Source organism: Pannus brasiliensis CCIBt3594, from assembly GCF_036688125.1.
In the GTDB taxonomy this organism is placed as follows: Bacteria; Cyanobacteriota; Cyanobacteriia; order Cyanobacteriales; family Microcystaceae; genus Pannus; species Pannus brasiliensis.
In genome coordinates, this window is the sequence record NZ_JBAFSM010000006.1 from 24,440 (window position 1) to 46,416 (window position 21,977).

19 protein-coding genes and 1 pseudogene are annotated in these 21,977 nt (G+C 53.2%); 11 read left to right on the forward strand and 9 right to left on the reverse strand.

Going from position 1 to position 21,977, the window contains the following annotated elements:
- Positions 1 to 20: 20 nt before the first annotated feature.
- Together V0288_RS04625 and pyrR are read right to left on the reverse strand one after the other, a co-directional pair.
- On the reverse strand, positions 21 to 2,618 hold the full coding sequence (locus tag V0288_RS04625) for a bifunctional acetate--CoA ligase family protein/GNAT family N-acetyltransferase (RefSeq protein ID WP_332863860.1): 2,598 nt from the start codon (positions 2,616 to 2,618) through the stop codon (positions 21 to 23).
- 291 nt (positions 2,619 to 2,909) lie between these two features.
- A complete protein-coding gene (pyrR, locus tag V0288_RS04630; protein ID WP_332863861.1) occupies positions 2,910 to 3,443 on the reverse strand; it encodes a bifunctional pyr operon transcriptional regulator/uracil phosphoribosyltransferase PyrR in 534 nt (177 codons plus the stop codon).
- A 202-nt stretch (positions 3,444 to 3,645) separates the two neighbouring features.
- Between pyrR and V0288_RS04635 the strand changes: the two genes are divergently transcribed.
- Positions 3,646 to 4,185: a DUF2267 domain-containing protein gene (locus V0288_RS04635; RefSeq protein WP_332863862.1), complete on the forward strand. Its 540-nt coding sequence runs from the start codon at positions 3,646 to 3,648 to the stop codon at positions 4,183 to 4,185.
- 36 nt (positions 4,186 to 4,221) lie between these two features.
- Here the strand turns inward: V0288_RS04635 and V0288_RS04640 are convergent, their stop codons facing one another.
- Positions 4,222 to 4,560 (reverse strand): YnfA family protein, encoded by a 339-nt coding sequence (locus tag V0288_RS04640; RefSeq protein ID WP_422661902.1) that lies wholly within the window; start codon positions 4,558 to 4,560, stop codon positions 4,222 to 4,224.
- 105 nt (positions 4,561 to 4,665) lie between these two features.
- Between V0288_RS04640 and V0288_RS04645 the strand changes: the two genes are divergently transcribed.
- Positions 4,666 to 4,833, forward strand: a complete 168-nt coding sequence (locus tag V0288_RS04645; protein WP_332863863.1) for a hypothetical protein — start codon at positions 4,666 to 4,668, stop codon at positions 4,831 to 4,833.
- A 14-nt stretch (positions 4,834 to 4,847) separates the two neighbouring features.
- On the opposite strand, the gene purD is transcribed toward V0288_RS04645, so the two are convergent.
- Positions 4,848 to 6,113 carry a phosphoribosylamine--glycine ligase gene (purD, locus tag V0288_RS04650; protein WP_332863864.1) on the reverse strand — a complete coding sequence of 422 codons (1,266 nt, stop codon included), beginning with the start codon at positions 6,111 to 6,113 and terminating at the stop codon, positions 4,848 to 4,850.
- Between the two features lie 152 nt (positions 6,114 to 6,265).
- Here purD and V0288_RS04655 point away from each other — a divergent pair, with 152 nt between their 5' ends.
- The 6 genes and pseudogenes from V0288_RS04655 to V0288_RS04680 all read left to right on the forward strand — a co-directional run bounded on the left by V0288_RS04655 (position 6,266) and on the right by V0288_RS04680 (position 13,282).
- Positions 6,266 to 7,639, forward strand: a complete 1,374-nt coding sequence (locus V0288_RS04655) for a cytochrome P450 (RefSeq protein ID WP_332863865.1) — start codon at positions 6,266 to 6,268, stop codon at positions 7,637 to 7,639.
- Between the two features lie 209 nt (positions 7,640 to 7,848).
- On the forward strand, positions 7,849 to 9,234 hold the full coding sequence (locus tag V0288_RS04660; protein WP_332863866.1) for a cytochrome P450: 1,386 nt from the start codon (positions 7,849 to 7,851) through the stop codon (positions 9,232 to 9,234).
- Positions 9,235 to 9,320: 86 nt separating this feature from the next.
- Positions 9,321 to 10,307 (forward strand): protein-methionine-sulfoxide reductase catalytic subunit MsrP, encoded by a 987-nt coding sequence (gene msrP / locus V0288_RS04665; RefSeq protein WP_332863867.1) that lies wholly within the window; start codon positions 9,321 to 9,323, stop codon positions 10,305 to 10,307.
- 11 nt (positions 10,308 to 10,318) lie between these two features.
- Positions 10,319 to 10,786: a DUF29 domain-containing protein gene (locus V0288_RS04670; protein ID WP_332863868.1), complete on the forward strand. Its 468-nt coding sequence runs from the start codon at positions 10,319 to 10,321 to the stop codon at positions 10,784 to 10,786.
- Positions 10,786 to 11,242 (forward strand): annotated as a pseudogene (locus V0288_RS04675) (DUF29 domain-containing protein). The gene V0288_RS04670 and the pseudogene V0288_RS04675 overlap by 1 nt, the downstream one beginning before the upstream one ends.
- 183 nt (positions 11,243 to 11,425) lie before the next feature.
- Positions 11,426 to 13,282, forward strand: a complete 1,857-nt coding sequence (locus V0288_RS04680) for a GTPase family protein (RefSeq protein WP_332863869.1) — start codon at positions 11,426 to 11,428, stop codon at positions 13,280 to 13,282.
- 121 nt (positions 13,283 to 13,403) lie between these two features.
- Here the strand turns inward: V0288_RS04680 and V0288_RS04685 are convergent, their stop codons facing one another.
- On the reverse strand, positions 13,404 to 14,738 hold the full coding sequence (locus tag V0288_RS04685; RefSeq protein WP_332863870.1) for a hypothetical protein: 1,335 nt from the start codon (positions 14,736 to 14,738) through the stop codon (positions 13,404 to 13,406).
- A gap of 801 nt (positions 14,739 to 15,539) precedes the next feature.
- On the opposite strand from V0288_RS04685, the gene acsF reads away from it, so the two are divergent.
- From acsF to V0288_RS04700, 3 genes are all read left to right on the forward strand, one after another.
- The gene (gene acsF / locus V0288_RS04690; RefSeq protein ID WP_332863871.1) at positions 15,540 to 16,616 is read left to right on the forward strand and encodes a magnesium-protoporphyrin IX monomethyl ester (oxidative) cyclase; all 1,077 of its coding nucleotides are present in this window, start codon (positions 15,540 to 15,542) and stop codon (positions 16,614 to 16,616) included.
- A gap of 11 nt (positions 16,617 to 16,627) precedes the next feature.
- Entirely contained in the window at positions 16,628 to 16,759 is a 132-nt protein-coding gene (locus tag V0288_RS04695) for a hypothetical protein (protein ID WP_332863872.1), read from the forward strand.
- Between the two features lie 150 nt (positions 16,760 to 16,909).
- The gene (locus tag V0288_RS04700; RefSeq protein WP_332863873.1) at positions 16,910 to 17,440 is read left to right on the forward strand and encodes a zinc ribbon domain-containing protein; all 531 of its coding nucleotides are present in this window, start codon (positions 16,910 to 16,912) and stop codon (positions 17,438 to 17,440) included.
- A gap of 52 nt (positions 17,441 to 17,492) precedes the next feature.
- Here the strand turns inward: V0288_RS04700 and V0288_RS04705 are convergent, their stop codons facing one another.
- From V0288_RS04705 to V0288_RS04720, 4 genes are all read right to left on the reverse strand, one after another.
- Positions 17,493 to 18,515: an adenylate/guanylate cyclase domain-containing protein gene (locus tag V0288_RS04705; protein WP_332863874.1), complete on the reverse strand. Its 1,023-nt coding sequence runs from the start codon at positions 18,513 to 18,515 to the stop codon at positions 17,493 to 17,495.
- Between the two features lie 85 nt (positions 18,516 to 18,600).
- Positions 18,601 to 19,302, reverse strand: coding sequence for a DUF3120 domain-containing protein (locus tag V0288_RS04710; RefSeq protein ID WP_422661897.1), 702 nt, complete (start codon positions 19,300 to 19,302; stop codon positions 18,601 to 18,603).
- A gap of 290 nt (positions 19,303 to 19,592) precedes the next feature.
- Entirely contained in the window at positions 19,593 to 20,780 is a 1,188-nt protein-coding gene (locus V0288_RS04715; protein ID WP_332863875.1) for a vWA domain-containing protein, read from the reverse strand.
- 121 nt (positions 20,781 to 20,901) lie between these two features.
- Positions 20,902 to 21,960, reverse strand: coding sequence for a hypothetical protein (locus V0288_RS04720; RefSeq protein ID WP_332863876.1), 1,059 nt, complete (start codon positions 21,958 to 21,960; stop codon positions 20,902 to 20,904).
- Positions 21,961 to 21,977 lie beyond the last annotated feature (17 nt).

Sequence of the window (21,977 nt, forward strand, 5' to 3'; positions counted from 1 at the left end):
TATTCCCTCGATCGCTAAAATTATAACTCCAATTCCGCCTTGACAGAATCGCCTGTACGGTGTAGAGAAAAGCCGACTTTTTCCGCGACTTTTTGCATCGATCGATTCTCCCGGAGAATTTCCGCGCTGATTCTTTCTAATCCCTCTTCGCGACCGATTCGTACCAAGCGCCGGAGTAATTCCGTTCCCAGTCCGTGACCTTGATAGGCATCACTCACCAGTAGGTCGAATTCGGCCTCGTTTACCCCGTGTAATTTATTCAATCGTCCTAATCCTAACATTTCCCGATCGCCCGATTCGACGATCAGTGCCATCACTCGATCGTAATCGATAAAACACTCGCGGGTTAATCGATCGTAAGCGGTTTGACGGTTCAGATTCACGAGATGGAAATAGCGGAAATAGATACTTTCTTCCGAGAGATGTTCGTGGAATTTTCGCACTAACGGTTCATCCTCGGCGCGGATGGGTCGGATGGTTACGGGTAAGCCTTTTTTCGTCGTCCATTCGCCGATATATTGACTCGGATAGGGACGGATGGCGGGATGGGAAAGTCGATCGAATTCGGTATCGTTGGCATGAAGAACGATCGAGGAGGAAAGAACGATCGCTCCCTCCGAATTGACGAAAAGGGGATTAATATCGATCGATTCAATCCACGGCTGTTCGATAACGAGTTGACTGAATGTAACGATAATCTGTTCTAAATTGTCGATATTTAATTCGTGATTTTGAAACGCCCGATAGATTTTCGTACCTTCCATAAAACGACGGGCGAGAGTGGTATTGAGGGGAGGGAGGGCAACCACTCGATCGCCGAGAATTTCTACCAATTTTCCGCCGGTTCCGAAGACGAGAATCGGACCGAAACGGGGATCGGGACTACAGCCGAGAAATAGTTCGTAACCGCTATCGAGAGGGATCATCGGCTGTACCGTAACCCCGAGAAAATCGCTCGCGTCAACCGTCTCGCGGATCGATCGAAACGCTCGCCGAACTTTTTCCGGATCGGTGATATTTAAACGCACGCCGCCAGCCGTGGTTTTGTGGAGAATGGTACTCGAAAGAAGTTTGATCGCCACCGGATAGTCGATCGAATTGGCGAGAGTAACGGCCTCTTCCTCGTTGCGGGCGATTTTCGTGGGGATGACGGGGATACCGTAGGCGGCCAGAAGGTGATTCGATTCCGCTTCGGTGAGAATCGTTCGATTTTGCCCTCGGATGTTGTCGATCATCTCCGTCACGCGCGATCGCTGGCGATCGCTCTCCGCGACCGGTAAAACCGGCGTTTCGTAGAGGCCGCGAAGATTGTACTGATACCGCCACATCCGGTTAAATAAAACCGCCGCCGAGTCCGGATAGCGATAGGTGGCGATTCGGTGCGCGTTGAGAATCGTTTCCCCCTCGCTGATGCCGTCTCCCCCCATCCAACTGGCGAGGACGGTTTTTCGGGCGTTTTTGGCGATAGGGGCGATCGCGCGGGCGGTCTCGGCGGGATCGATCGAACCTCGGGGCGTGAAAATGACTAAAACGCCGTCGGTGTTCGGATCGGCGAGCGCGATCTCGAAAGCGAGCGTATAATCCTCGATCGTGGCACTACGACGCAGATCGATCGGGTTATTCGGGGGACAGAAAGACGCGAGTTTTTCGATCGTTTCCGGCGCGAATCGGGCCAGTTCCCCCCCCGTGAGGATCAGCGCGTCGGTCGCGAGAACCGCCGGGCCCGCGCCGTTGCTAATGACGCTCAAACGCTTTCCCCTCGGTAAACGTTGCTGTTTGGCGAGAACTTCGGTTATATTGAAGAGATCGGCAATCCGTTGCACCTCGACGATGCCGCACCGGTTAAAGGCGGCCTCTAGGGCGAGTTCACTGCCGACTAACCGGCCCGAGTGGGAGAGAGCTACGGTGGCGGATTCGGAAGTGCGGCGACGAATGGCGACGATCGGCTTATTTATCGAGACTTCCCGCGCCGCGGAGAGGAACGATCGCGCGTTCCCGATCGATTCTACATAGATGACGATGCTTTTGGTGAGCGGATCGTCACCGAGATAGTAGAGTAAATCGCTCCAATCGATATCTAGAGGGGAACCGAGGGAAATAAACGAGCTAAACCCCACGTTTTCGGTCAAACTCCAATCGAGAACGGCGGAAGCGATCGCCCCACTCTGACTGATAAAACCGAGATTACCGGCTTTCGGCTGGATGGGGGCAAGGGTAGCGTTTAAACCGACGCGGGGGTTAATAATGCCGGTACAAGCGGGGCCGAGAATCCGGAGTTTTCCGCGGGAAATCGATCGAATTTCTTCCTCCCCGGCCGCGTCGAATCCGGTGGAAAGAATCATCGCGCCTTTCACATTTCTCTCGACACAATGCCGGAGAATATCGGGAACCTCGCGCGCGGGAGTGGCAATAATGGCGAGATCGAGCGCCGGGGGAATGTCGGGTCGATCGGGATTAATAGAATAGATCTGGCGATTACTTGGATTATGGTATAGATTTTCCAGTAGCGTTTTCCCGGTGTTTTCGATCTCGCCGATGACCGCAATGGTTTTCGGCTCGAAAAAGGGTTTTAGGGCTTGATGTTCGGGAGAGAGAAAGGATTCGATCGATTCTGGCATAAGGATTCGTCGGGCGTTCCAACAATCAACGGTTTTTTCGCTATTGTAGCCCCTAATTTTTAAGCTCGTTTCAAGGGGAAAGATTTCTTAGAAATTATTTTCGTCAGGTTGGTAACGTTCGATCTTATTCGCTTGCCGTTCCCCTAGATGTAATCGATGCAATCGTTCGTCTTTCATGGGTTAGATCGAGTGAACGATTAACCGATCGGGAATGTTTTTGACCCACTTGTGCAGGGGGCGGGCGCTATCTCTTTAATTGTTTCTCCTGCCTCCTGCCTTATCTCGATCGCGTCACTTGATCAACTCCACCGCGTCGCGTCCGTCGATGTCTTGGAGATAGACTTTCACCTGTTCCTCGGAAGCGGTGGGGAGATTTTTTCCGGTGAAATCGGGATGGATGGGAAGCTCGCGGTGTCCCCGATCGATCAATGTCAGTAAGCGGATTTTCTGCGGTCTACCATACTCGATCACCGCGTTTAAAGCGGCGCGGATCGTGCGTCCTTTATAGATGACATCATCGACGAGAATGACCGTTTTGCCCGTGAGATCCATCGGGATTTTCGTTTTCGCGGGGGTGCGGGTTTTCACCCGATCGAGATCGTCGCGATAGAACGTAATATCGATCGCCCCGACGGGAACTTTTACCCCTTCCAACATCTCGATCCCGGCGGCGATCGATCGCGCGAGAGGAACCCCGCGGGTATAGATGCCCACTAACACCACGTTTTCCAAATCGCCGCCTTTCTCGATCACTTCCGAGGCCAGACGGATGATCGTGCGCCGGATCTCTTCGGCGGAGAGGATTTCAACTAACTGTTCGCTCATGGATTTCGATCGATCGCGCGTTCTGCTGTTTCGATGCTACCGCGATCCGTTGGGGACGCGCCAGATCGGGAGAGTTTCCAGGATCTCCGGCGATCGATAAATCCGTCCCGCGGAAACCGGCTCTCGATCCCGCGGGAGATGTGAGGGTTTCCTGACTTATGCGAGCTTAAGGCTTTACGGCAAACATCGGAGGAAAAATCAGATGCCCGATCAAGCGTTTAGAAAAGATATCCCGGAAATCGATCACACCGAGATCGAGGACACCCGCGCGAAAAATCTCGATCCTCACGGCCCGTTTCTCGAAAAAGTGATGGCCAATAGCGGGATCGCCGATCCCTACGACGCGCGCGATATTACCGAGGTCGTCTATCGGGTGATGCGCGATCTCATGCCGACGGAAACATCCGATCGAGTGGAGTCGGAATTACACGAGGAAATCGCCCACACCAAAGAAAAAGCCCTGAATATGGAGATCGCCGACCTCTGGCACGACACGAACCCCCTCGTCCGTTTTCTCAGTCGCCTACGTCCCCCGTTAAAGGGGCCCGGTTGGCAGGGAATCACCTCGGATCTGTTTTTCACCCGCGTCGCCAACGAGGCCGGAATGGCCCCGCACCTCGATCGAGATCGGGTGATCCGGGCGATTTTTAGCGCGACGAAAGACGAGCTTTCCCCGGAACGCGTCGAGGAAATCGCCGGTTGGTTGCCCGATCGGGTTCAACAATTATGGCGCGACGCGTAAATGGATAGGGTGGGTACAGCCCACCTTAGACTGGAGTCAATTTCTCGGCGCGTACATCATAACGAGAACACCGGCGATGACGAGCGCGCCCCCTAGCCAATCGAGATGATCGGGGGCGGCGCGATCGATCCACCATCCCCATAGTATCGAGAGAACGATGAAGACCCCGCCATAGGCGGCGTAGGCTCTACCGAAATTCGCGGGTTGTCCGGTAGCGACGAAGCCGTAAACCGTCAGTAGGATAGCCCCGGCTACCGCGAGCCAACCGCTTTTCCCCTCGCGTACCCACAGCCAGACGAGATAACCGCCACCGATCTCGCACAGACCGGAGAGAATGAAATAGAAGAGGGATTTGAACACGGGCGCGGGAAATATTTGAAGCAACACGTCTCTAGCTTCCGATTTTCGTCAAGGCTCGTCAATACTTCCAACAGAGCGGGCCATAAATTATCCCGGAAAAGCCGGGAGGGAATCGAAGCTATGTTCGGACTCGGTGAACTCAAACAAACCAAGGTCGATCGGGAAGCCCGACTGGAAGGAAAATTAGAGAATCTCCCTTGTACGCTCGAATATGGATTGAGTTGGGAAGATATTAGCCGATCGATCGATTTACCGATCGAACCCGTCCGGGAAGAGGCGCGGAAATAGCATTCCCGAACCCGTTATCGTTCCCGCGCGCGATGGCCGATATCGCGACGGTAATAGATGCCGTCGAAATGAACCCGCGCCACGGCCCGATACACGCGATCGATCGCCTCGGAAAAAGTCTCGCCGAGCGCCGTTATTCCTAGCACCCGTCCCCCGTCGGTGAGTAAATCCCCGTGTTTGAGCGTCGTTCCCGCGTGGAAAACGATCGCCCCTTCCGCCTCGCATTCCTCGATCCCGGTAATTACTTTCCCCTTCTCGTAAGCGTCCGGATAGCCGGCGGACGCGGCCACGACACAAACGGCACTACCCGATCGCCATTGTAGCGGGGGGAACGCGCGTAACTCCCCGCGCGCGCAGGCCAGCAGTAAAGGCGCGAGAGGCGTTTCCAACAGGGGAAGAACCGCCTGGGTTTCCGGATCGCCGAAACGACAGTTAAACTCCAATACCTTCGGTTCCCCGGACGGCGAGATCATCAGCCCCGCGTAGAGAACCCCGCGATAGTCGATGCCCCGTTTCCGTAACGTCGCTACCACGGGCGCGAGAATTTCCGCGTCTACCTTCCGAAGTATATCGGCCGTGGCGATCGGCGCGGGCGCGTATACCCCCATTCCCCCAGTATTTTTGCCGGTGTCTCCCTCGCCGATACGCTTGTGATCTTGGGCCGGGACTAGGGCGCGACAGGTAACGCCATCGGTGAGCGCGAGGATGGAAACCTCTTCCCCCGCGAGAAATTCCTCGACGACGACTTTCGTGTACCCGCTATTGAACAGATCGTCGATCCCTTCTAACGCGATCTCTACGGTTTCGGCGACGATCACGCCCTTTCCGGCCGCGAGTCCGTCCGCTTTGACGACAATCGGCGCGCCCTTCTCTAAAACGTAGGCTCTCGCGCTATCCGCGTCGGTGAACGTGCCGGAGGCCGCGGTGGGAACTCCCGCCTCGATCATCAACTCCTTGGCCCAGGATTTACTCGATTCGATCGAAGCGCCCTCTTTCGTCGGCCCGAAGACAGAAATTCCTTGACAGATTAACGCGTCCGTGATACCGAGGGAGAGGGGATATTCGGGCCCGACGACCACGAGATCGACTTGATTTTCGAGCGCGAACCGAGCGATTCCCTCGAAATCCTCGATCGACAGGGAAATATTCTCGCAGTTCGCCAAAAGAGCCGTTCCCCCGTTGCCGGGGATACAGTAAACGTGTTTTACCTCGTTCGATTGTAAAAGTTTCCAGGCGAGGGCGTGTTCGCGGCCCCCGTTGCCGATGACGATAATTTTCACGGATCGCGATAAATGAAGGGAATTACTGCTTTTATTATCGACGGCGCGAGCGGGTCGATCGGGAGGACTTCGCGATTCTTTAAGATTTTCCGGTCCCGCGAGGGGTGAAAGGAGAGATCTATACTACAAGTAGTTTTTCCGGTCGCGAATTTATGAACCGATTACCCGACGGGCCGATCGCCCCCCGCTGGTGGCAACTTTTCCGCTGGATTAGCGATCCTCTCGGCTATCTCGACGAATGTAGCCGTCGCTACGGCGATCTTTTCACCTTCCGCTTACAGGGTTTTCCCCCGCTCGTTTTCACGAGCCGGCCCGAACTCGTCCAACAGATTTTCAGTCTCGACGCGAAACAATTCGACGAGGGCAAGGGAAACGGGATCGTCTTACCGTTGGTCGGTGAGAATTCGTTATTTCTCATGGACGGCGATCGCCATAAACGCGAGAGAAAATTACTCCTGCCTCCCTTTCACGGGGAGAGAGTGCAAACCTATAGCCGGATTATTCTCGACGCGACCCGCGAGGTGATGGCGCGTTGGCGAGAGAGCGAGGTGATCGACGCTCGCGCCGCCATGCAGGATATCACCCTCGAAGTCATCCTACAGGCGGTTTTCGGCTTGCGAGAGGGCGCGCGCTATCGGGAGATTAAGCCCCTGTTGGCGGATATGCTGAATGTTACCGATTCTCCCCTTCGATCGAGCCTACTCTTTTTTAAATCTTTCCAACGCGATTGGGGGGCCTGGAGTCCGTGGGGTCAGTTCGTCCGACGTAGAGAGCGCATCCACGCGCTGTTACAGGAAGAGATCGACGCGCGACGGGTGGGGGACGATCGCTCCGGCGATGACGTGCTGAGTCTGATGATGGCGGCCACCGATGAAGACGGTAAACCGATGTCGGATGTCGAACTACGGGACGAGTCGATCACGCTGTTGATCGCGGGACACGAGACAACGGCGACGAGTCTGGCGTGGGCTTTTTACTCGATCGCCACCGATTCGGAAGTACGGGAGAAATTACGGGAAGAATTGGACAGTTTAGGCGAGAATCCCGATCCGATAGCCCTCGCGAAGCTATCCTATCTAACGGCGGTCTGTAACGAGACCTTACGACTCTATCCCGTCACCCCGGTCGCGTTTACCCGTTTCCCCCGAGGGTCGATCGAACTCGACGGCTATCGTTACGAGGGAACGGTGGGATTAACCCCCTGTATCTACCTGGTTCACCAACGCGAGGACATTTACCCCGAACCGAAGCGTTTCTCTCCCGATCGCTTCCTCGATCGTTCCTACGGGCCGGGAGAATTTCTACCTTTCGGGGGAGGCAGTCGTCGCTGTTTGGGTCAAGCGTTGGCGATGTTAGAACTCAAACTCGTTCTCGGCACGATTCTTGCGGACCACGATCTAGATTTTGTCAGCGATCGAACCGTTCGCCCCGCCCGCCGGGGGGTAACGATCGCCCCGTCCGGTGGCGTGAGCTTACGGGTCTCGAAACGGCAGAGAACCCGATCGCCGGTTTACAATCGGACATGATAGATTGATGTACGGAATTCAACACTTGTCGTGTGGTTAAGGAGTCAGGAGCCAGTAGTCAGGAGTCAGGAGGGGGAATACAGAATAATCTCCTCAAAAATCCAACCCGAAATCGATCGATCTTTTTCAATCAAACTTTTTCTCGATTTTAGATTCACAAAAATGAATCGCACTTCGGAGTCTAATCAACGTCACCCTACTAAATTATTATGAAAGAAGTTCCGGGTTCCTCCCTCCCCTCCGCCATCCAACTCGCGCGCTGGATACTCGATCCGACCGGGTTTTTAGAAGATAACGCCCGTCAGTACGGGGATATTTTCGGCGCGAAGGTGTCGTTAACCGGCGAGAAAATCGTTTTCGTCAGTAGTCCCACCGCGTTACAGCAGATTTTAACCGGCGATCGCAAACAATTTTCCGCCCCCGGCGAGGTTAATCGCATCATCTCCAGTCTCCTCGGCGAGTATTCGGTGATCATGTTAAGCGGGGAAGCCCATAAAAAACGCCGTCAGCTTTTATTACCGCCCTTCCACGGCGAGAGAATGCGTTCCTACGGGGATATCATTCGGAATCTCACGGTAAAAGTGATGGAATCGGTACCGCTCGATCGGGTCTTCGAGGCGCGTTCCGTCACCCAATCGCTGACTTTACAGGTCATTTTAGAGACGGTTTTCGGCATCGGCGAGGGCGAGAGATTTCAAACCCTTCAGGGTTTACTGTCGGAAATGCTCGATGGTTTCCGCTCTCCCGCGATGGCCTCGATCCTCTTTTTCTCCTGGCTTCAAAAAGATCTCGGCGCGTGGAGTCCCTGGGGAAAATATATCCGCGCGCGGCGGAAAATCGACGAGATTCTCTTCGCGGAAATCGCCGAACGGAAAGCCAACCCGCGCGAAGATCGTACCGATATCCTCTCTCTCCTCCTGTCCGCGCGCGACGAGGAAGGCAACCCGATGAGCGATAACGAATTACGCGACGAACTGATCACCCTGCTGGTAGCCGGTCACGAAACCACGGCCACCTCGATCGCCTGGGGGTTATACTGGACGCACCTATACCCGGAAATTAAGGAAAAAGTACGTCAGGAATTGGCTACCCTCGGAGATAATCCCGATCCGGTGGAAATTACCCGTTTACCCTATCTATCGGCCGTTTGTTCCGAATCTTTGCGGGTTCATCCGGTGACAATGCTGACTTTCCCCCGCGTCGCCGAGGAATCGATCGAACTCGACGGCTACTCGATCGAAAAAGGAACCCTCGTCACCGGTTGTATGTATCTCTCCAATCACCGCGAGGCCACTTTCCCCGATTCCCACACCTTCCGTCCCGAACGCTTTCTAGAGCGACAGTTCACTCCCTTCGAGTATATGCCCTTCGGCGGCGGGGCGCGTCGTTGTATCGGCGAGGCGCTGGCATTATTCGAGATGAAAATCGCCCTGGGGACGATTCTAGCCGGCTACGATCTGGAATTAGCCGATAAAACGCCCGAAAAACCCCGTCGGCGCGCTTTAACCCTCTCCCCCGCGCGAGGGGTGAGAATGATCCTCAAAGGACGACGCGAGGCGATTCAACCCTCTCCCGCTCTCGCCGAGATCTCGTGAAAACTTTACACTGATAAATAATTCGGAGTTGTGTCAACTGCTTTAATACACAACTCTTGTTTTTTGTCAATACTCTTGGTGCTATCATGCCTCTGATCCGGATTGCGAAATCGTGGGAAATTCCCGAAAATGAAGTCACTTCCGAAAGCGTGTATTTTAACCGTCGTCGCTTTCTGCGGGGGTTAATCGGGGTGGGAATCGCCGGGGGAGCTTCCTCGCTTCTGAGCGCCTGCGGGAAATCCTCGTCGAGCGCCGCGCTAGAAGAAAGTTTAAATCTACCGAAAATCCGAGGGTTTCAGAAAAATCCGCGGTTCGCCACGGTCGATCGCCCGATCGTTAACGAGGGTGTCGCGGGTCGGTATAATAACTTTTACGAGTTCGGTGGCGGCAAAAATATCTGGTTGAAAGCGCAGAAATTACCGACGAATCCCTGGCAAGTAGAGGTTAGTGGATTGGTCAAAAATCCCCGCACCTACGACATCGACGATCTGAAAAAAACCTTTCCCCTAGAAGAGAGAATCTACCGTTTCCGTTGTGTCGAAGCTTGGTCGATGGTGTTACCGTGGATCGGTTTCCCGATGAAGGCACTTATCGAAGCGGTGGAACCGACATCGACCGCGAAATACGTCCGATTTACCTCGTTTTACGATCCCGAAATCACCCGCGGTCCCGGTATCCATTTCGGCGCGTTACCCTGGCCCTATACCGAGGGGTTACGGATTGAAGAGATGGCCAATGAACTCGCCTTTTTCGCCGTCGGTTTATTCGGTCACGATCTGCCCAAACAACACGGCGCGCCGATCCGGATGGTACTCCCGTGGAAGTACGGTTTTAAGGGAGCGAAATCGATCGTGAAAATCGAGTTTCTAGCCGAACAACCAGCTACCTATTGGAATACGATCGATTCTCACGAATACGATTTCGAGGCGAATGTAAACCCGAGCAAACCACATCCCCGTTGGTCGCAGGCCACGGAAAAATTCATCGGCAACAGACCGGATCTATCTTGGGAGATTAAAGAAACGCTCCCCTATAACGGATACGGGGAATACGTGGCGAGTTTATACGCGTGAGGGAGGGAAAAATGGACGCGGAAACTTTATACGATCGAGACTTCTACCTCTGGATCGGAACCACGATTAACCAATTACAGGTGAAACAGTTCCAAAGCGTCGATCTGCCGAATCTCATCGAGGAATTGGAAAGTATGGGAGGACAGGAAAAGCGATCGATGAGAAATTTATTAACCCGACTGCTGGAAAACCTATTAAAACTCGGTTATTGGACAGCGGAACGCGAGCGAAACGAAAATCACTGGAAAGGGGAAATTCTAACTTTTCGTCGGGATATAGCCGATGAAATCGAAGATAGTCCCGGTCTAAAACCTTATATTCTAGAAATCTTTCCCGATGGTTACGAACGCTCTAGAGAGGAAGTGAGCGTTCGCGATCGACTCCCGATCGAGACCTTTCCCGTTACCCCGATCGGTTCCTTAGAACAGGTGTTAGATACAAAATGGTTTCCCGCGATCGAAAGCGAGGAGGAACGGTAATGGAACTGAAAACACAGTTAGAAAATAAATCGTTATACGATCGAGATTTCTATATCTGGATTCAAACGACGATCGAGCAACTGCAAACAAAGCAGTTCTCGGATTTAGATCTCGAAAATTTAATCGAAGAGTTAGCGAATATGGGGAGGAGCCAGAAATATAAAATCGAGAATTTATTAATCCGAATTCTAGAGCATTTACTGAAACTAGAATACTGGACGGCGGAACGCGAATCACTGGAAAGGCGAAATCTTGACTTTTCGGAGACAGATTAACCGGGAACTGAAAGATAGTCCCAGTTTAAAACCTTATATCCGGGAAATTTTTGAGGATTGCTACGCTCAAGCGAGATTAGAGGCCAGTATTCGATGCGGACTCCAGATCGAAACCTTCCCCGCGACAGCGATCGCCTCTTTAGAACAGACACTAGACGCGGAATGGTTTCCAACACTCTAAAAACGAACTTTCGCTAGAGTTCGAGATATTTCGTGTCGAATCCCCGATCGATTCCCCGATTTTTTTCTCGTAGAAGTCGCCGAAACATTCCCCTCATCTCTCGCGGGAGTTTCCGGAGAGCGGAAAAAATTCGTCGATCGAGAGAAAACCGCTCGATACAATGGAAAGAAAAACAATCTAACGATGCTACGTTTACGACCCTGGCAGTGGGTGATTCTCGTCCTACCGATCGCCCTAATCGTCCTTTTTCTCCTCGTCACGGCGGGATTCACGATCCATCGGTGGGGAATTAACTGGATCTGGGCGGTTTTCACCCTCGTTCTCGTCGTCTGGCGGTTTCTCCTCGTTAAATGGACGCGCCCGATGGTGTCCGAGATCGAGACCGCGATCGCCGAGGTCGCCGAAGAATTAGAAGAGGCCGCCAGTAAAAGCGCGCCCGCGAAAAATGTCGAGGAAACCCTACAGGCGATTTTAACCGCCGCGCGCGACGATCGACCGATGTGGGAGGATTGGGCGACCTTCTGGACACGCTGTCAGGATCTCGTCACGGCGATCGCCCGCCTCTATTACCCCGATGTCAAGTACCCGTTATTAAATATTTACATTCCCCAAGCCTACACCCTGATCCGGGGAACCGTGGACGAGACCGATCGCTGGATGCGGAACCTCTCCCCCGCGCTCAATCAGATCACCGTCGGACAGGCTTATAACGCCTACGAGGTCTACCAGAAACTGGAACCCTCGGCGCGAAAACTCTGGCGCGTCTGGAATTGGGCGCAATGGCTGTTAAATCCCGCCGCCGCGGTCGCCCGTACCGCCAGCCAACGCTACAGCGATCGGGCCGATCGACAGTTATTACTCAATCTCGGTCAGATTCTCCGGGAGACCGCCTTGCGGAATCTCTGCCGTCAGTCCGTTTTCCTCTATAGCGGCACGATTCCCCTCGAAAGTCCGGCCGTCGCCCCGAAAACGACCACGATCGAGGAAATTCTCGCGCGATCGGAACCGGTGGAGAAGGTGGAACGCGAGCCGGTCAATATTCTTCTGGTCGGTCGCACCGGCGCGGGAAAAAGCAGTTTGATCAATACTTTATTCCGATCGGATCTCGCCCGCGTGGACGTTTTACCGAGTACCGACGAGATCCGGTCCTATCACTGGCGCGCGGACGAGGGGGACGAGTTAACCCTCTGGGATACCCCCGGTTACGAACAGGCCGATCGCGCCGATTACCGCGAGGAAGTGTTAGAACGCGCCGGGGTCGCGGACGCGGTTCTGCTCGTCACTCCCGCGCTCGATCCCGCCCTACAGATGGATGTGGACTTTTTGAGGGATTTACAGACGAACGTGGAGAATTTACCGGTTTTTGTCGTGGTTTCCGGGGTCGATCGCCTGCGGCCGGTGCGGGAGTGGCGACCGCCTTACGATTGGTTGACCGGGGAGCGGCCGAAAGAGGTGAATATCCGCGAGTGTATCGAGTATCGCGCGGGGTTGTTGGGGGATCTGTGCGATCGGATCTTTCCCGTCGTTACCGGGGATGAGAATCGGACGGAATGGGGAACCGACGCGTTATCGATCGCCCTGGTGGACTCGATCGAACCCGCGAAACAGTATCGGTTAGCGCGATTTTTGCGCGATCGGGACACGCGCGCGGTGGCGACGGCGAAAATTATCGATCGCTACACGTTCCAGATGGCGACGACCCAGGGATTAACCGCGCTATTAAAAAGTCCGATTTTAAGTTTTCTCGCCACGCTAACCACCGGCTCCCCGGCATTAGCCCGCGTTCTCGCCGAACAGATTCCCGTGGAACAGTTACCCGTGGTGATCGGTAAATTACAAATGGCTTACGATCTCTATAATCTTTTGAATCCCGAAGACAAAAGCTTCGATCTACAAGCCATCTGGCCGTTCGCCGTGAAAACTCCCGCCCCCCCGGACAAAGACGCGAGCGCGTTCGGTCACGCGTTAGTAGAATACTGGATGCGGGATCTCTCGATCGAGGAGTTCGAGAAAAGTTACCGGGATTATTTAGAACGTTAGGTTCGGGAGGCTTTTCAGTAAGGGGAAAAGGAAAAGGTGGACGGCTCGGCCTTTCCCCTTCCTCTTTCCCCCGAGCCGTATCAAGGCTAGGAATCGAGAACTTCGGTCTAATAGCTACCGATTAATAGTATTGCAATTCATCTTTAAATTGTTGGGTAATTTCTTTGATGATGTGTTGGGAGGTTTGATCGTTACCGGAGAGAATTCCCGTGGGGTTTTTCAAACCTAACGCGTATTTTTGATAGCGATAGATCGCCGCGATCCACTTATCTTGTTTCGTCGTGGTGGACTCGTAAATTGTCGGCTCGAAATCGTAGGACAGGGAGTAATCGCGTACTTGCAGAACTTGAGAGAGTTTATTTTTAATATCCTCTTCGAGTTGGAAATGAAGTTTTCCCGTTCCCGAGGTTCGCTCTTTGATAATCCCGATATAACGATTTTCTAAACTTTTTTCTAGAGCGGGATTGTTGACTAGGTTATTGTAGATCGATCGAATGATCCGAGCGGTTCCCTGTTCGGTCGTGGAAAATTGGTTACGGGCGGGCAGTAAAACGGGACGGGGAACTTGTAGCGCGTCAAGAACCGCTTCTTTCAGTTTTTCATAGGTCGGATCTTTGTCATCTCGAATCACCCCGTAATCCACCCTCGGGAAAAATAATTTATTCTGCACCTGTAATCGGTAAATTCCCTCGATCCACGCCGCGAGCGTCTTCCGTCTCGTCTTGATAGTTTTCCCGCGGGGCGGTTCGCCGGTAATCACTCCCTCCCGCGCGCCACTAGCGTTGACAATATTTTCTAGGGCATTGTAAATCAGATCTTCCTGTAGTAGGGTATCCTGGTTCTGGATATCCCGAACGAGCGATACGAGCGCGGGTTGTGTTTTCGTCAGAAAGTCTTGGTCTAACGTTACTAACGCTTTATCTCGAAGAACGATCGCTTCTTTTTTGTCCAGCACTCCATCCGGGGAAAAATCCATTTGACCCCGCTCGTACTCAAGGCGATAGAGGTTGTTCGCCCACGTTTGTCTCGTTTTTCGGGAAAGGCTCTCGCTATTTTCTAGAGAGCGAGATATCAGGGTAAAATCCAGACAATCGCCGTTGAGTTTTTCGGATGTTCCCTCGCTTTTTTCTTTCGGGATAGACGAACAGATATTCCGGACGATCGTGGATTCGCTCACGGGATCTGCCAATTCATATCCTTCTTTTTTGATGCCGTCTCTCGCCGATCGTAAGCTACGAATTGTTTCGGGAAATCGAGAAACCGCTTCTGGCAGTTTTTCGTCGGGAAGATTTTTCGGGGTGAAGGGCATTCGCCAAACTAATCTTCGCTCGCCGTCCTCCACTCGTCGATCGAAAAACAATAAATAGACAATCGGGATGGCGACCAGAATACCGAGAATTAAAAGACCGATTTTATAAAAATTTCGGGATATTTTTACTTTCCCTTTTTTTTTCATCGACTTCGTTTTTTTAAGAGCGACCATTGGTTTTAGCCTGGAGGATAACGTCAAGGAGCGCGCGAGTCAAGGATCTTTTTCCCTAGCCGTAACGCTTTCAAGGCAACGATCTTTCGAGCTGAAGAGCTAATCGGTTAACGAGCGAATAGACAAAGTATACCGGAGAATTTAGAAAATCCTATCCCGTCTTCGGCGGGCGATCGGGGGGATAATCCCGACATTCGCTATCCTTTTGGGTTCCTCGCTCGCGTTTACCGGACTCACCCTGCCGTCGCGCGGGACGTGTCTATCTTGACAGCGGCCCGATCGAACGGTAGACGATCTGTAGCGATCTACAAGCGAGCGGGAAAATAACCGTCCCGGACAGGGTGACGGGTCTCGCGGCCCTCCTATTCTTTTTACCGCGATAACCCGCGAGCGGACGATCTCCCTGTCAACTATCCCTGACAGGAATCTCGCGGGAGAAGGGGGTAGGGGAACTCCGGCCGGAGTGTCCCCCCTCTCACCGAACGCTCTTCTCCTGGAAAGGAGAGAATTCCGCTCGGCCCCGGTCGGTTCGATCAAGAATTTCGGGGGGCTGGCAACGGGGAGAAACGATCATTTGTCAAGAAACTTTTCGCGCCTCTCGAAGTTCATTAACGCAACTTTATAAAGTGTTGTAACTTTTAATGAACGATTGTCGGGTCTCGCGCGTAGACCTTGCTATAGTGAAACCTAGCCAAATTTGCAACGGCCAGCAATTATCCGGCGTTCGCCATTCTCTTTTTTCTATTATCATCCAAGAGTACAATCGATAACCGTATGGTCAGCACCGTCCAGAAACCCGAATTCGAGGAACTCCGTCCGGGGATTAAAGTTCCCGCCAAAGAGACGATCCTCACCCCTCGCTTTTACACGACCGACTTTGAAGCGATGGCCGAGATGTCGATCGCGGCGAACGAGGAAGAACTCCAAGCCATTCTGGAAGAGTTCCGTACCGACTATAACCGCCATCACTTCGTCCGCGACGAACAGTTCGATCGCTCTTGGGATCACATCGATGGCGATACCCGTCGTTTATTCGTCGAGTTTTTGGAAAGATCCTGTACGGCGGAATTCTCCGGTTTCCTTCTCTATAAAGAACTCGGCAGACGGCTCAAAGACAGAAGCCCCGTCCTCGCCGAATGTTTTAACCTCATGTCCCGCGACGAGGCGCGTCACGCGGGATTCCTCAATAAAGCCCTTTCCGATTTCGGCCTCTCCCTCGATCTGGGCTTTTTAACCAAGAGCCGGAAATATACCTTCTTTAAACCGAAATTTATCTTCTACGCCACCTATCTCTCCGAGAAAATCGGTTACTGGCGTTACATTACTATCTATCGCCATTTAGAACAACATCCCGAAGACAGAGTTTACCCGATCTTCAACTTCTTCGAGAACTGGTGTCAGGACGAGAACCGTCACGGCGATTTCTTCGACGCGATCATGCGCGCGCAACCCGATACCCTCAACGATTGGCGGGCGCGTCTGTGGTGTCGTTTCTTCCTGTTGTCGGTGTTCGCGACGATGTACCTCAACGATACCCAGCGAGCGGATTTCTACCGGTCGATCGGTCTGGACGCTCGCGACTACGATAAATACGTGATCGAGAAGACCAACGAGACCGCGGGCCGCGTGTTCCCGGTGATTCTCGACGTGGACAAACCGGAATTCTACGATCGCCTGGAAGTTTGTATCCGCAATAACGAGGGATTACGGGCGATCGATGCCGGAAATAGCCCCGCGCCCCTGAAGTTTCTCCAGAAATTGCCCCTCTACGTCTCCAACGGCTGGCAATTCCTGAAACTGTACCTGATGAAACCGATCCGCGTCGATCGGTTAGCGGGAAGCGTCCGATAACGAGTTTTTTCTTGAGACATGGTGAGGGTGGGCTTGTCCCGCCCTTTTCTGTTTTCGGGAGGCAGGAGGAGTCAGGAGTCAGGAGTCAGGAGTCAGGAGGCAGGAGTCAGGAGTCAGGAGGCAGGAGGAATAATCAACCGTAAAATCCCTAGGAAATGATATTTTACCGACTTTTTTTTTAAATCTCGATCGATCGCTCCCGCGCGAAATGTAGTGATTTCTTCCTTAAGAAGCGTGAGGGGTAGGGGAGCGCTCGCTAGACTAAAGAAAGGAAAAATTATCGCGCGAGATCGATGGCTATTTATTGCGAGTTAGGGACGGGGCAACGGTTATATTTAGAGAATCCGGGCGATCGAACGATCGTCACCCTCGCCAGTAGCGCGGCCGGACAGCAACAACAATCGAGTACCGGCTTTCAAACGGGAAGCTGGACGGCGGAACCGCAGATCTATCAAACCACGAGCGGGATCATCGTTACCATTATCACCGCGACCGGCAGTAATTTCCTACAGATCCAAGGAGCGAGCGCCCGTTTATTACGAGAAACCCCGACCTTAATCAGCGCGACGAAACTGCCGACCAGTTCGATCGAGGAAAATCCCGCGGGTTTCTCCATGCCTCCCCTGCAACCCATGCAACCCCTGCAACCCATGCAAATGGGAGATATGAGTATGAGTTTCCAACCGATGGAAATGCGGATGGGAAATATGACGATGGGAGTGGGATCTCGGAGTCCCGAGAAACGCCAATTCTGTAGTCAATGCGGCGCGAAAGTGGCGGAGAGCGATCGATTTTGCTCGCGTTGCGGTCATCGATTGGCGTAGATCGATCGAGACCGGCCGTTTTCAAGGTTCCGGGAAGAAGCGATCGCCGGAACTAATCCTCGAAATAGCTGACTCCCGCGATTCCCGTGATCCCGTCCATACTGTTCGCGTCGAGAAAATCGTCCAGCGCCTCGAACGTGGTTCCGTAGGTGATCGTCGTGTCATCGTACCCTTTCAGCGTGACGTTGTGTTGCTGGAAAACGTCGTGTAACTGCGAGAGTCCGATTAAATAACTATACGTGGTCGCCCCGATCGCCAGATCCATACCGATCTCTTTCGTGGCCGATTCCAAACGGAAAGCGGCGTTTACCGTATCGCCGATCGCCGTGTAATCCGGGTGTTCGCCGCTCCCGGTATTTCCCACCATCGAGTAACCCGTATTTACCCCCGCGCCGATCCGTAGGGGAAAGGGGAGGGGATACTGTTCGCTTAAGGCGCGGGTCATACTATACAGTTGATTCACCGCCCCGAAAATCTGCAAGATATCCTCCTGATTGACCTCTTCCTGCCCGTGAAACCAGATGGCCATAATCGCGTCGCCGATATATTTATCCACCCAACTCCCGGAACCGCGGATGATCTGCCCCGCGTGACGGAACCAGTTGCCGATCAGGGAAGATAACACCTTCTCGTCTAACTGTCGGGTCAGAACGGTAAAATTCCGCATATCCACCACCATCACCGAGGTCAAGCGTCGTTCGTGTAACGCCGAGGTCAGGGTGTCCCGATCGAGATTCCGTCCGGCGGCCCGCGCTTGGGTCGGTAGGGGACGGTAGAATTCCACCGGGGTTTTCCCGAAGGTAATCCGGGTCTGATCGTGGATCGTCACGGGGATTCCCACCCGTCGGCCGTTGACGAAAGTTCCGTTCCGACTACCGAGATCGATCAGATAGAAATCTCCCGATTCCGTCGCCTGTAAGATCGCGTGATTTCGGGAAATACAGTGATCTTTGATCACGATATCGTTATCCTTACTCCGTCCGATCGTCCAATAGTTTCTACCCACGAGAGGAAAAAAACGCTGTCCCTTCTCGGTGTGCAGGAGTAAGTAGGGATTGTGTCCTAGTTTATCCACGATTCATGAGCGGCATTAGATAATCCGGGCTACCTAGGAGTTGATTCCCTTGATTGGTCGGGGAGCAAACTAGGAGAGGAGTCGCTTAGGCCAGCGAGGCGGCAATCCAAAATAATCCATCCACTAAAATTGTGCTTAATACGGCTCCACTAAATGCCCAACCATAGGATACCCGTTTTCCCAAAGGATATATCCCTACCGCCAATAATATATTGACCAAAACGATCGCCCAACAGATGCCCCAGGGGGTTTGAATTCGGGCCAGGGCCGACTGAAAGATCGGCGTGACCAGGGCCGGATCGAGTTCGACCGCCATTAACTGCCGCCAGTAGGGAATCACGCCCGTTACGTAAAAATACAGATCGGTGATCGCGGTTCCCAGTAATGACCCCAGGTAAAACAGATTCCCTACCTTCGCGATTCCCCGTCGTAATCCCCACAGGGCGAAGGGAAGTCCGATCGCTTCCACCGGGATATGGATCGACGGTTCCCACCGTAACCAGCCCCAGTAAATCCCCCCCGCCAACCAACTCCAACTAAATCCCAGCAGTAAATCCCCCCACACCCGCGTTCTCGGCCTCCGCCAGAGAATGAGCCCGATTCCCACCCAAAAAGCGGTTAATACCAAGCTAACCCAAGGATAGTAGCGCACTAGGGGAGCTTGGAGAAAAACGGGGACGGAAACGAGAAATCCCGCCGCTAGAAACACGGATTTGTGTTCCTCTCGCGGGGCGGCCGCGGTGGTCCGTTCGGGGGTTACGGGGGGGATCAGGGTCGGGTTTAGCAAAGGATTTCAGAATCGTTACAAAACTTTACTTATCCTACCATACAGGATTCTTTATCTACTTTATCCCCTCCGGGGGGATATAGGCAAGTCAAAGCACCCTAGACATCTGCCCGAAATCGAAAAATTGTCGTGTGGTCGGGGAGACAGGAGTCAGGAGTCAGGAGATAGGAGTCAGGAAGAAGAATCAAGAATCTTATCGATAAGAATTGCAATAAACACCTATTTATCTTGTAAAAATCTAGTTTTTGAAGTTTATAGACCTCCGAAAACGAATCGCGCTTCGAGGTCTCTTACCCCTGTAAATTCCGGCGACTCTGTTCTTTGAGTTGTTGGCTCCAGGCGCGGAACCGGCGAGTACCGAACGCGGCCGCCGCTATCGTGCCGAGGAAAATCGCCACGCGTTCGGGAACCGACAGGGTGCGATAGAGAAAATTCGGCAGTCGGAACTCGTGGGGTTCGGAGACGAGAGAGGAGATCCCCCGATCGGGCGCGTTAACGATAACTTTAGCCCGGTGGAGGGTCGCCCGATCGGCGGTAGGCTGTCGGTAGGTGATCTCGTATTCCCGTAGCGCGGTCAGGAACTCTACCAAGTCCCGGCTCACCTCCGCGGCCGAGCGCGGGAATCGATCGATCCCTTCTTTCGTTCCCCTAGCGATCGCCGTCAATCGGTCTCGATCGACGATAAACTCGCGGATATCTTCTCCGGATGGGAGTTTGCAGTATTTTAGTAGGTTATTCACCGTCAGGGGTTGGCGATCGATGTCGGGACGGCAGTGGGCGCGGGCGCGGAGTCGATCGAGGGGTTCGCCGTATCCCATCGTGTGAACGGTGATCCGCGGGAAACGGGCGAGAAGATCGAGGGTATCTTGAAAGCGCCGCGCTTCACTGTCTCGATCGGGATCGGCATCGAACCCGTCGGTGAATAAAATCACGCTCAGACGCGGGGGAGTTCCCGAGGATTCCGTCTGAAAGCGTTCGGAAGTGGCCAGAAAATCGATCGCTTCGTCGAGGGGCTGATAGAGATTCGTGGACGCGCAGACTTCGGTTTTCGCGAGTTCATCGAGCCGATCTTTCGTTCCAGTGTAGGGGGCGGGTTCTAGGCTCTTTTGAAGGGTTTCCCGATCGACCCGATAGGCATTCGCGCAACCTTCTCCAAAGGGAACGAGGGCGATTTCCGCGGGAAGTTTTTGGGTTTCGATCGTTTCGAGAAACTTTTGGATGCCCTCGATCGCTCCTTGGAGTTTCACCCGTCCGGAACGATCCCGATTTTTCATACTGCCGCTCATATCGAGCAGGATAATCAGGTAAGCGGGATCGGGTCGAACTCGATCGGGGGGGGCGATCTCCATTTCCGGGGAGGTCAGACTATATTGAAATTCCTTTCGATCGGCCGCCGTGGTTTTTACTTCAAAGTTTTCGGCTTTTAAACCGCTAATGAGAGCGCGTCGATCGTCGCGAACCCGAACTTTCAGGGTCACTCGATCGTTATCGGGAATCGCGCGTAGAATCTCGACGGAATTCGCCAGGGCGGGAAACGGGGCGAGGGATATGGAGACAAGGAGAGAGAGGCGGAGAAGCGGCGGTATCCTTTTGTTTTTTTCACGTTTCCGGATCGAGGAATCGATCATAAAAAACAAATCGGTAATATCGATTTTTATCTTTTTCATGATAAAATGTCAAAATTTGATTGTGATATAAAACTTGCGAACTATCCTCGGATAAAAGTTTTCTTTGAACTTGAATTTTTCCGTCAAAAAGACATTTTAACTTCCACTGTTTTCCCTCTAGAGTGAGCGTGGCGGCTCTCGCGGGAATCTCCGGCAGGAAGATATCCGCCGACTCGTCCGAACCGACGATCAAGGATTCGGAAGACGAGCGGGGGAGTTGGATCGACAATCCCTCTTCAATTCTTTTTTCATCGGGAAAATAGACGATATTTAAAGACCGGTTGCGGATTTCGGGGAGAGATTTTTTCTCTTCGTTGGATGGTTGGCCGGGCTGACGATAACCGAATCCCCGGCCGGCTCTCAGGGCTACTTGATAGGTGGGAGTCGTGGACAGTGCCAGCGCGATGCCCAAAGCGGCACCGAAGAGGGTAAATCCGAGCGCGTCCTCGTATCCCCCGAGGGAAATCGTTTTTCGGAGGAATTCGATCGAGATCGCGGCGAACAAACCGGCTAAAAATCCGAAAAGAGCGGAGGCGATCGGTCTCTCGATCGTGGTACTTTTCCGGCCTTCCGTACTCAGCGATCGCCAACAGAGTCCCTCGGCTAATCCGGTTCCTAAACCGATCGCGCTCCATCCCACGATCCGAATACTTTCGGGGGGAAATTTTCCCTGGTAGATCACCACGCTAAAGAGGGCGGCGATCGCTCCAGCAATCAGGCCGGTTTGCAGGGACAATTTGAGATACTTTCCCCGTTTTCTCCGATTGGCTTTATCGTGAGTCGGATTACTGAGGTAAATGGTGGTTAAGACGAGGGTGAGACTTAAACAGGTAGCGACGATCGGGAAGAGAATCCATTCCGAGGGAAAGGGGATCTCGCTTCCGGCGATCGCTTTCAAAGTAAATTTGAAGAAGTCTAAAATCAGTAAACTAAGGTTCCAGCCGATCAGCGCGGAAATGATCCCTCCTAAAATGTAAAAGACAAGTCTCACGATGTTCCGCGCTCCCT

Coding starts and splice junctions, on each gene's coding strand:
- V0288_RS04625 (WP_332863860.1), bottom strand. CDS start 2,618: ATGCCAGAATCGATCGAATCCTTTCTCTCTCCCGAACATCAAGCCCTA.
- pyrR (WP_332863861.1), bottom strand. CDS start 3,443: ATGAGCGAACAGTTAGTTGAAATCCTCTCCGCCGAAGAGATCCGGCGC.
- V0288_RS04635 (WP_332863862.1), top strand. CDS start 3,646: ATGCCCGATCAAGCGTTTAGAAAAGATATCCCGGAAATCGATCACACC.
- V0288_RS04645 (WP_332863863.1), top strand. CDS start 4,666: ATGTTCGGACTCGGTGAACTCAAACAAACCAAGGTCGATCGGGAAGCC.
- V0288_RS04655 (WP_332863865.1), top strand. CDS start 6,266: ATGAACCGATTACCCGACGGGCCGATCGCCCCCCGCTGGTGGCAACTT.
- V0288_RS04660 (WP_332863866.1), top strand. CDS start 7,849: ATGAAAGAAGTTCCGGGTTCCTCCCTCCCCTCCGCCATCCAACTCGCG.
- msrP (WP_332863867.1), top strand. CDS start 9,321: ATGCCTCTGATCCGGATTGCGAAATCGTGGGAAATTCCCGAAAATGAA.
- V0288_RS04670 (WP_332863868.1), top strand. CDS start 10,319: ATGGACGCGGAAACTTTATACGATCGAGACTTCTACCTCTGGATCGGA.
- V0288_RS04680 (WP_332863869.1), top strand. CDS start 11,426: ATGCTACGTTTACGACCCTGGCAGTGGGTGATTCTCGTCCTACCGATC.
- V0288_RS04685 (WP_332863870.1), bottom strand. CDS start 14,738: ATGAAAAAAAAAGGGAAAGTAAAAATATCCCGAAATTTTTATAAAATC.
- acsF (WP_332863871.1), top strand. CDS start 15,540: ATGGTCAGCACCGTCCAGAAACCCGAATTCGAGGAACTCCGTCCGGGG.
- V0288_RS04700 (WP_332863873.1), top strand. CDS start 16,910: ATGGCTATTTATTGCGAGTTAGGGACGGGGCAACGGTTATATTTAGAG.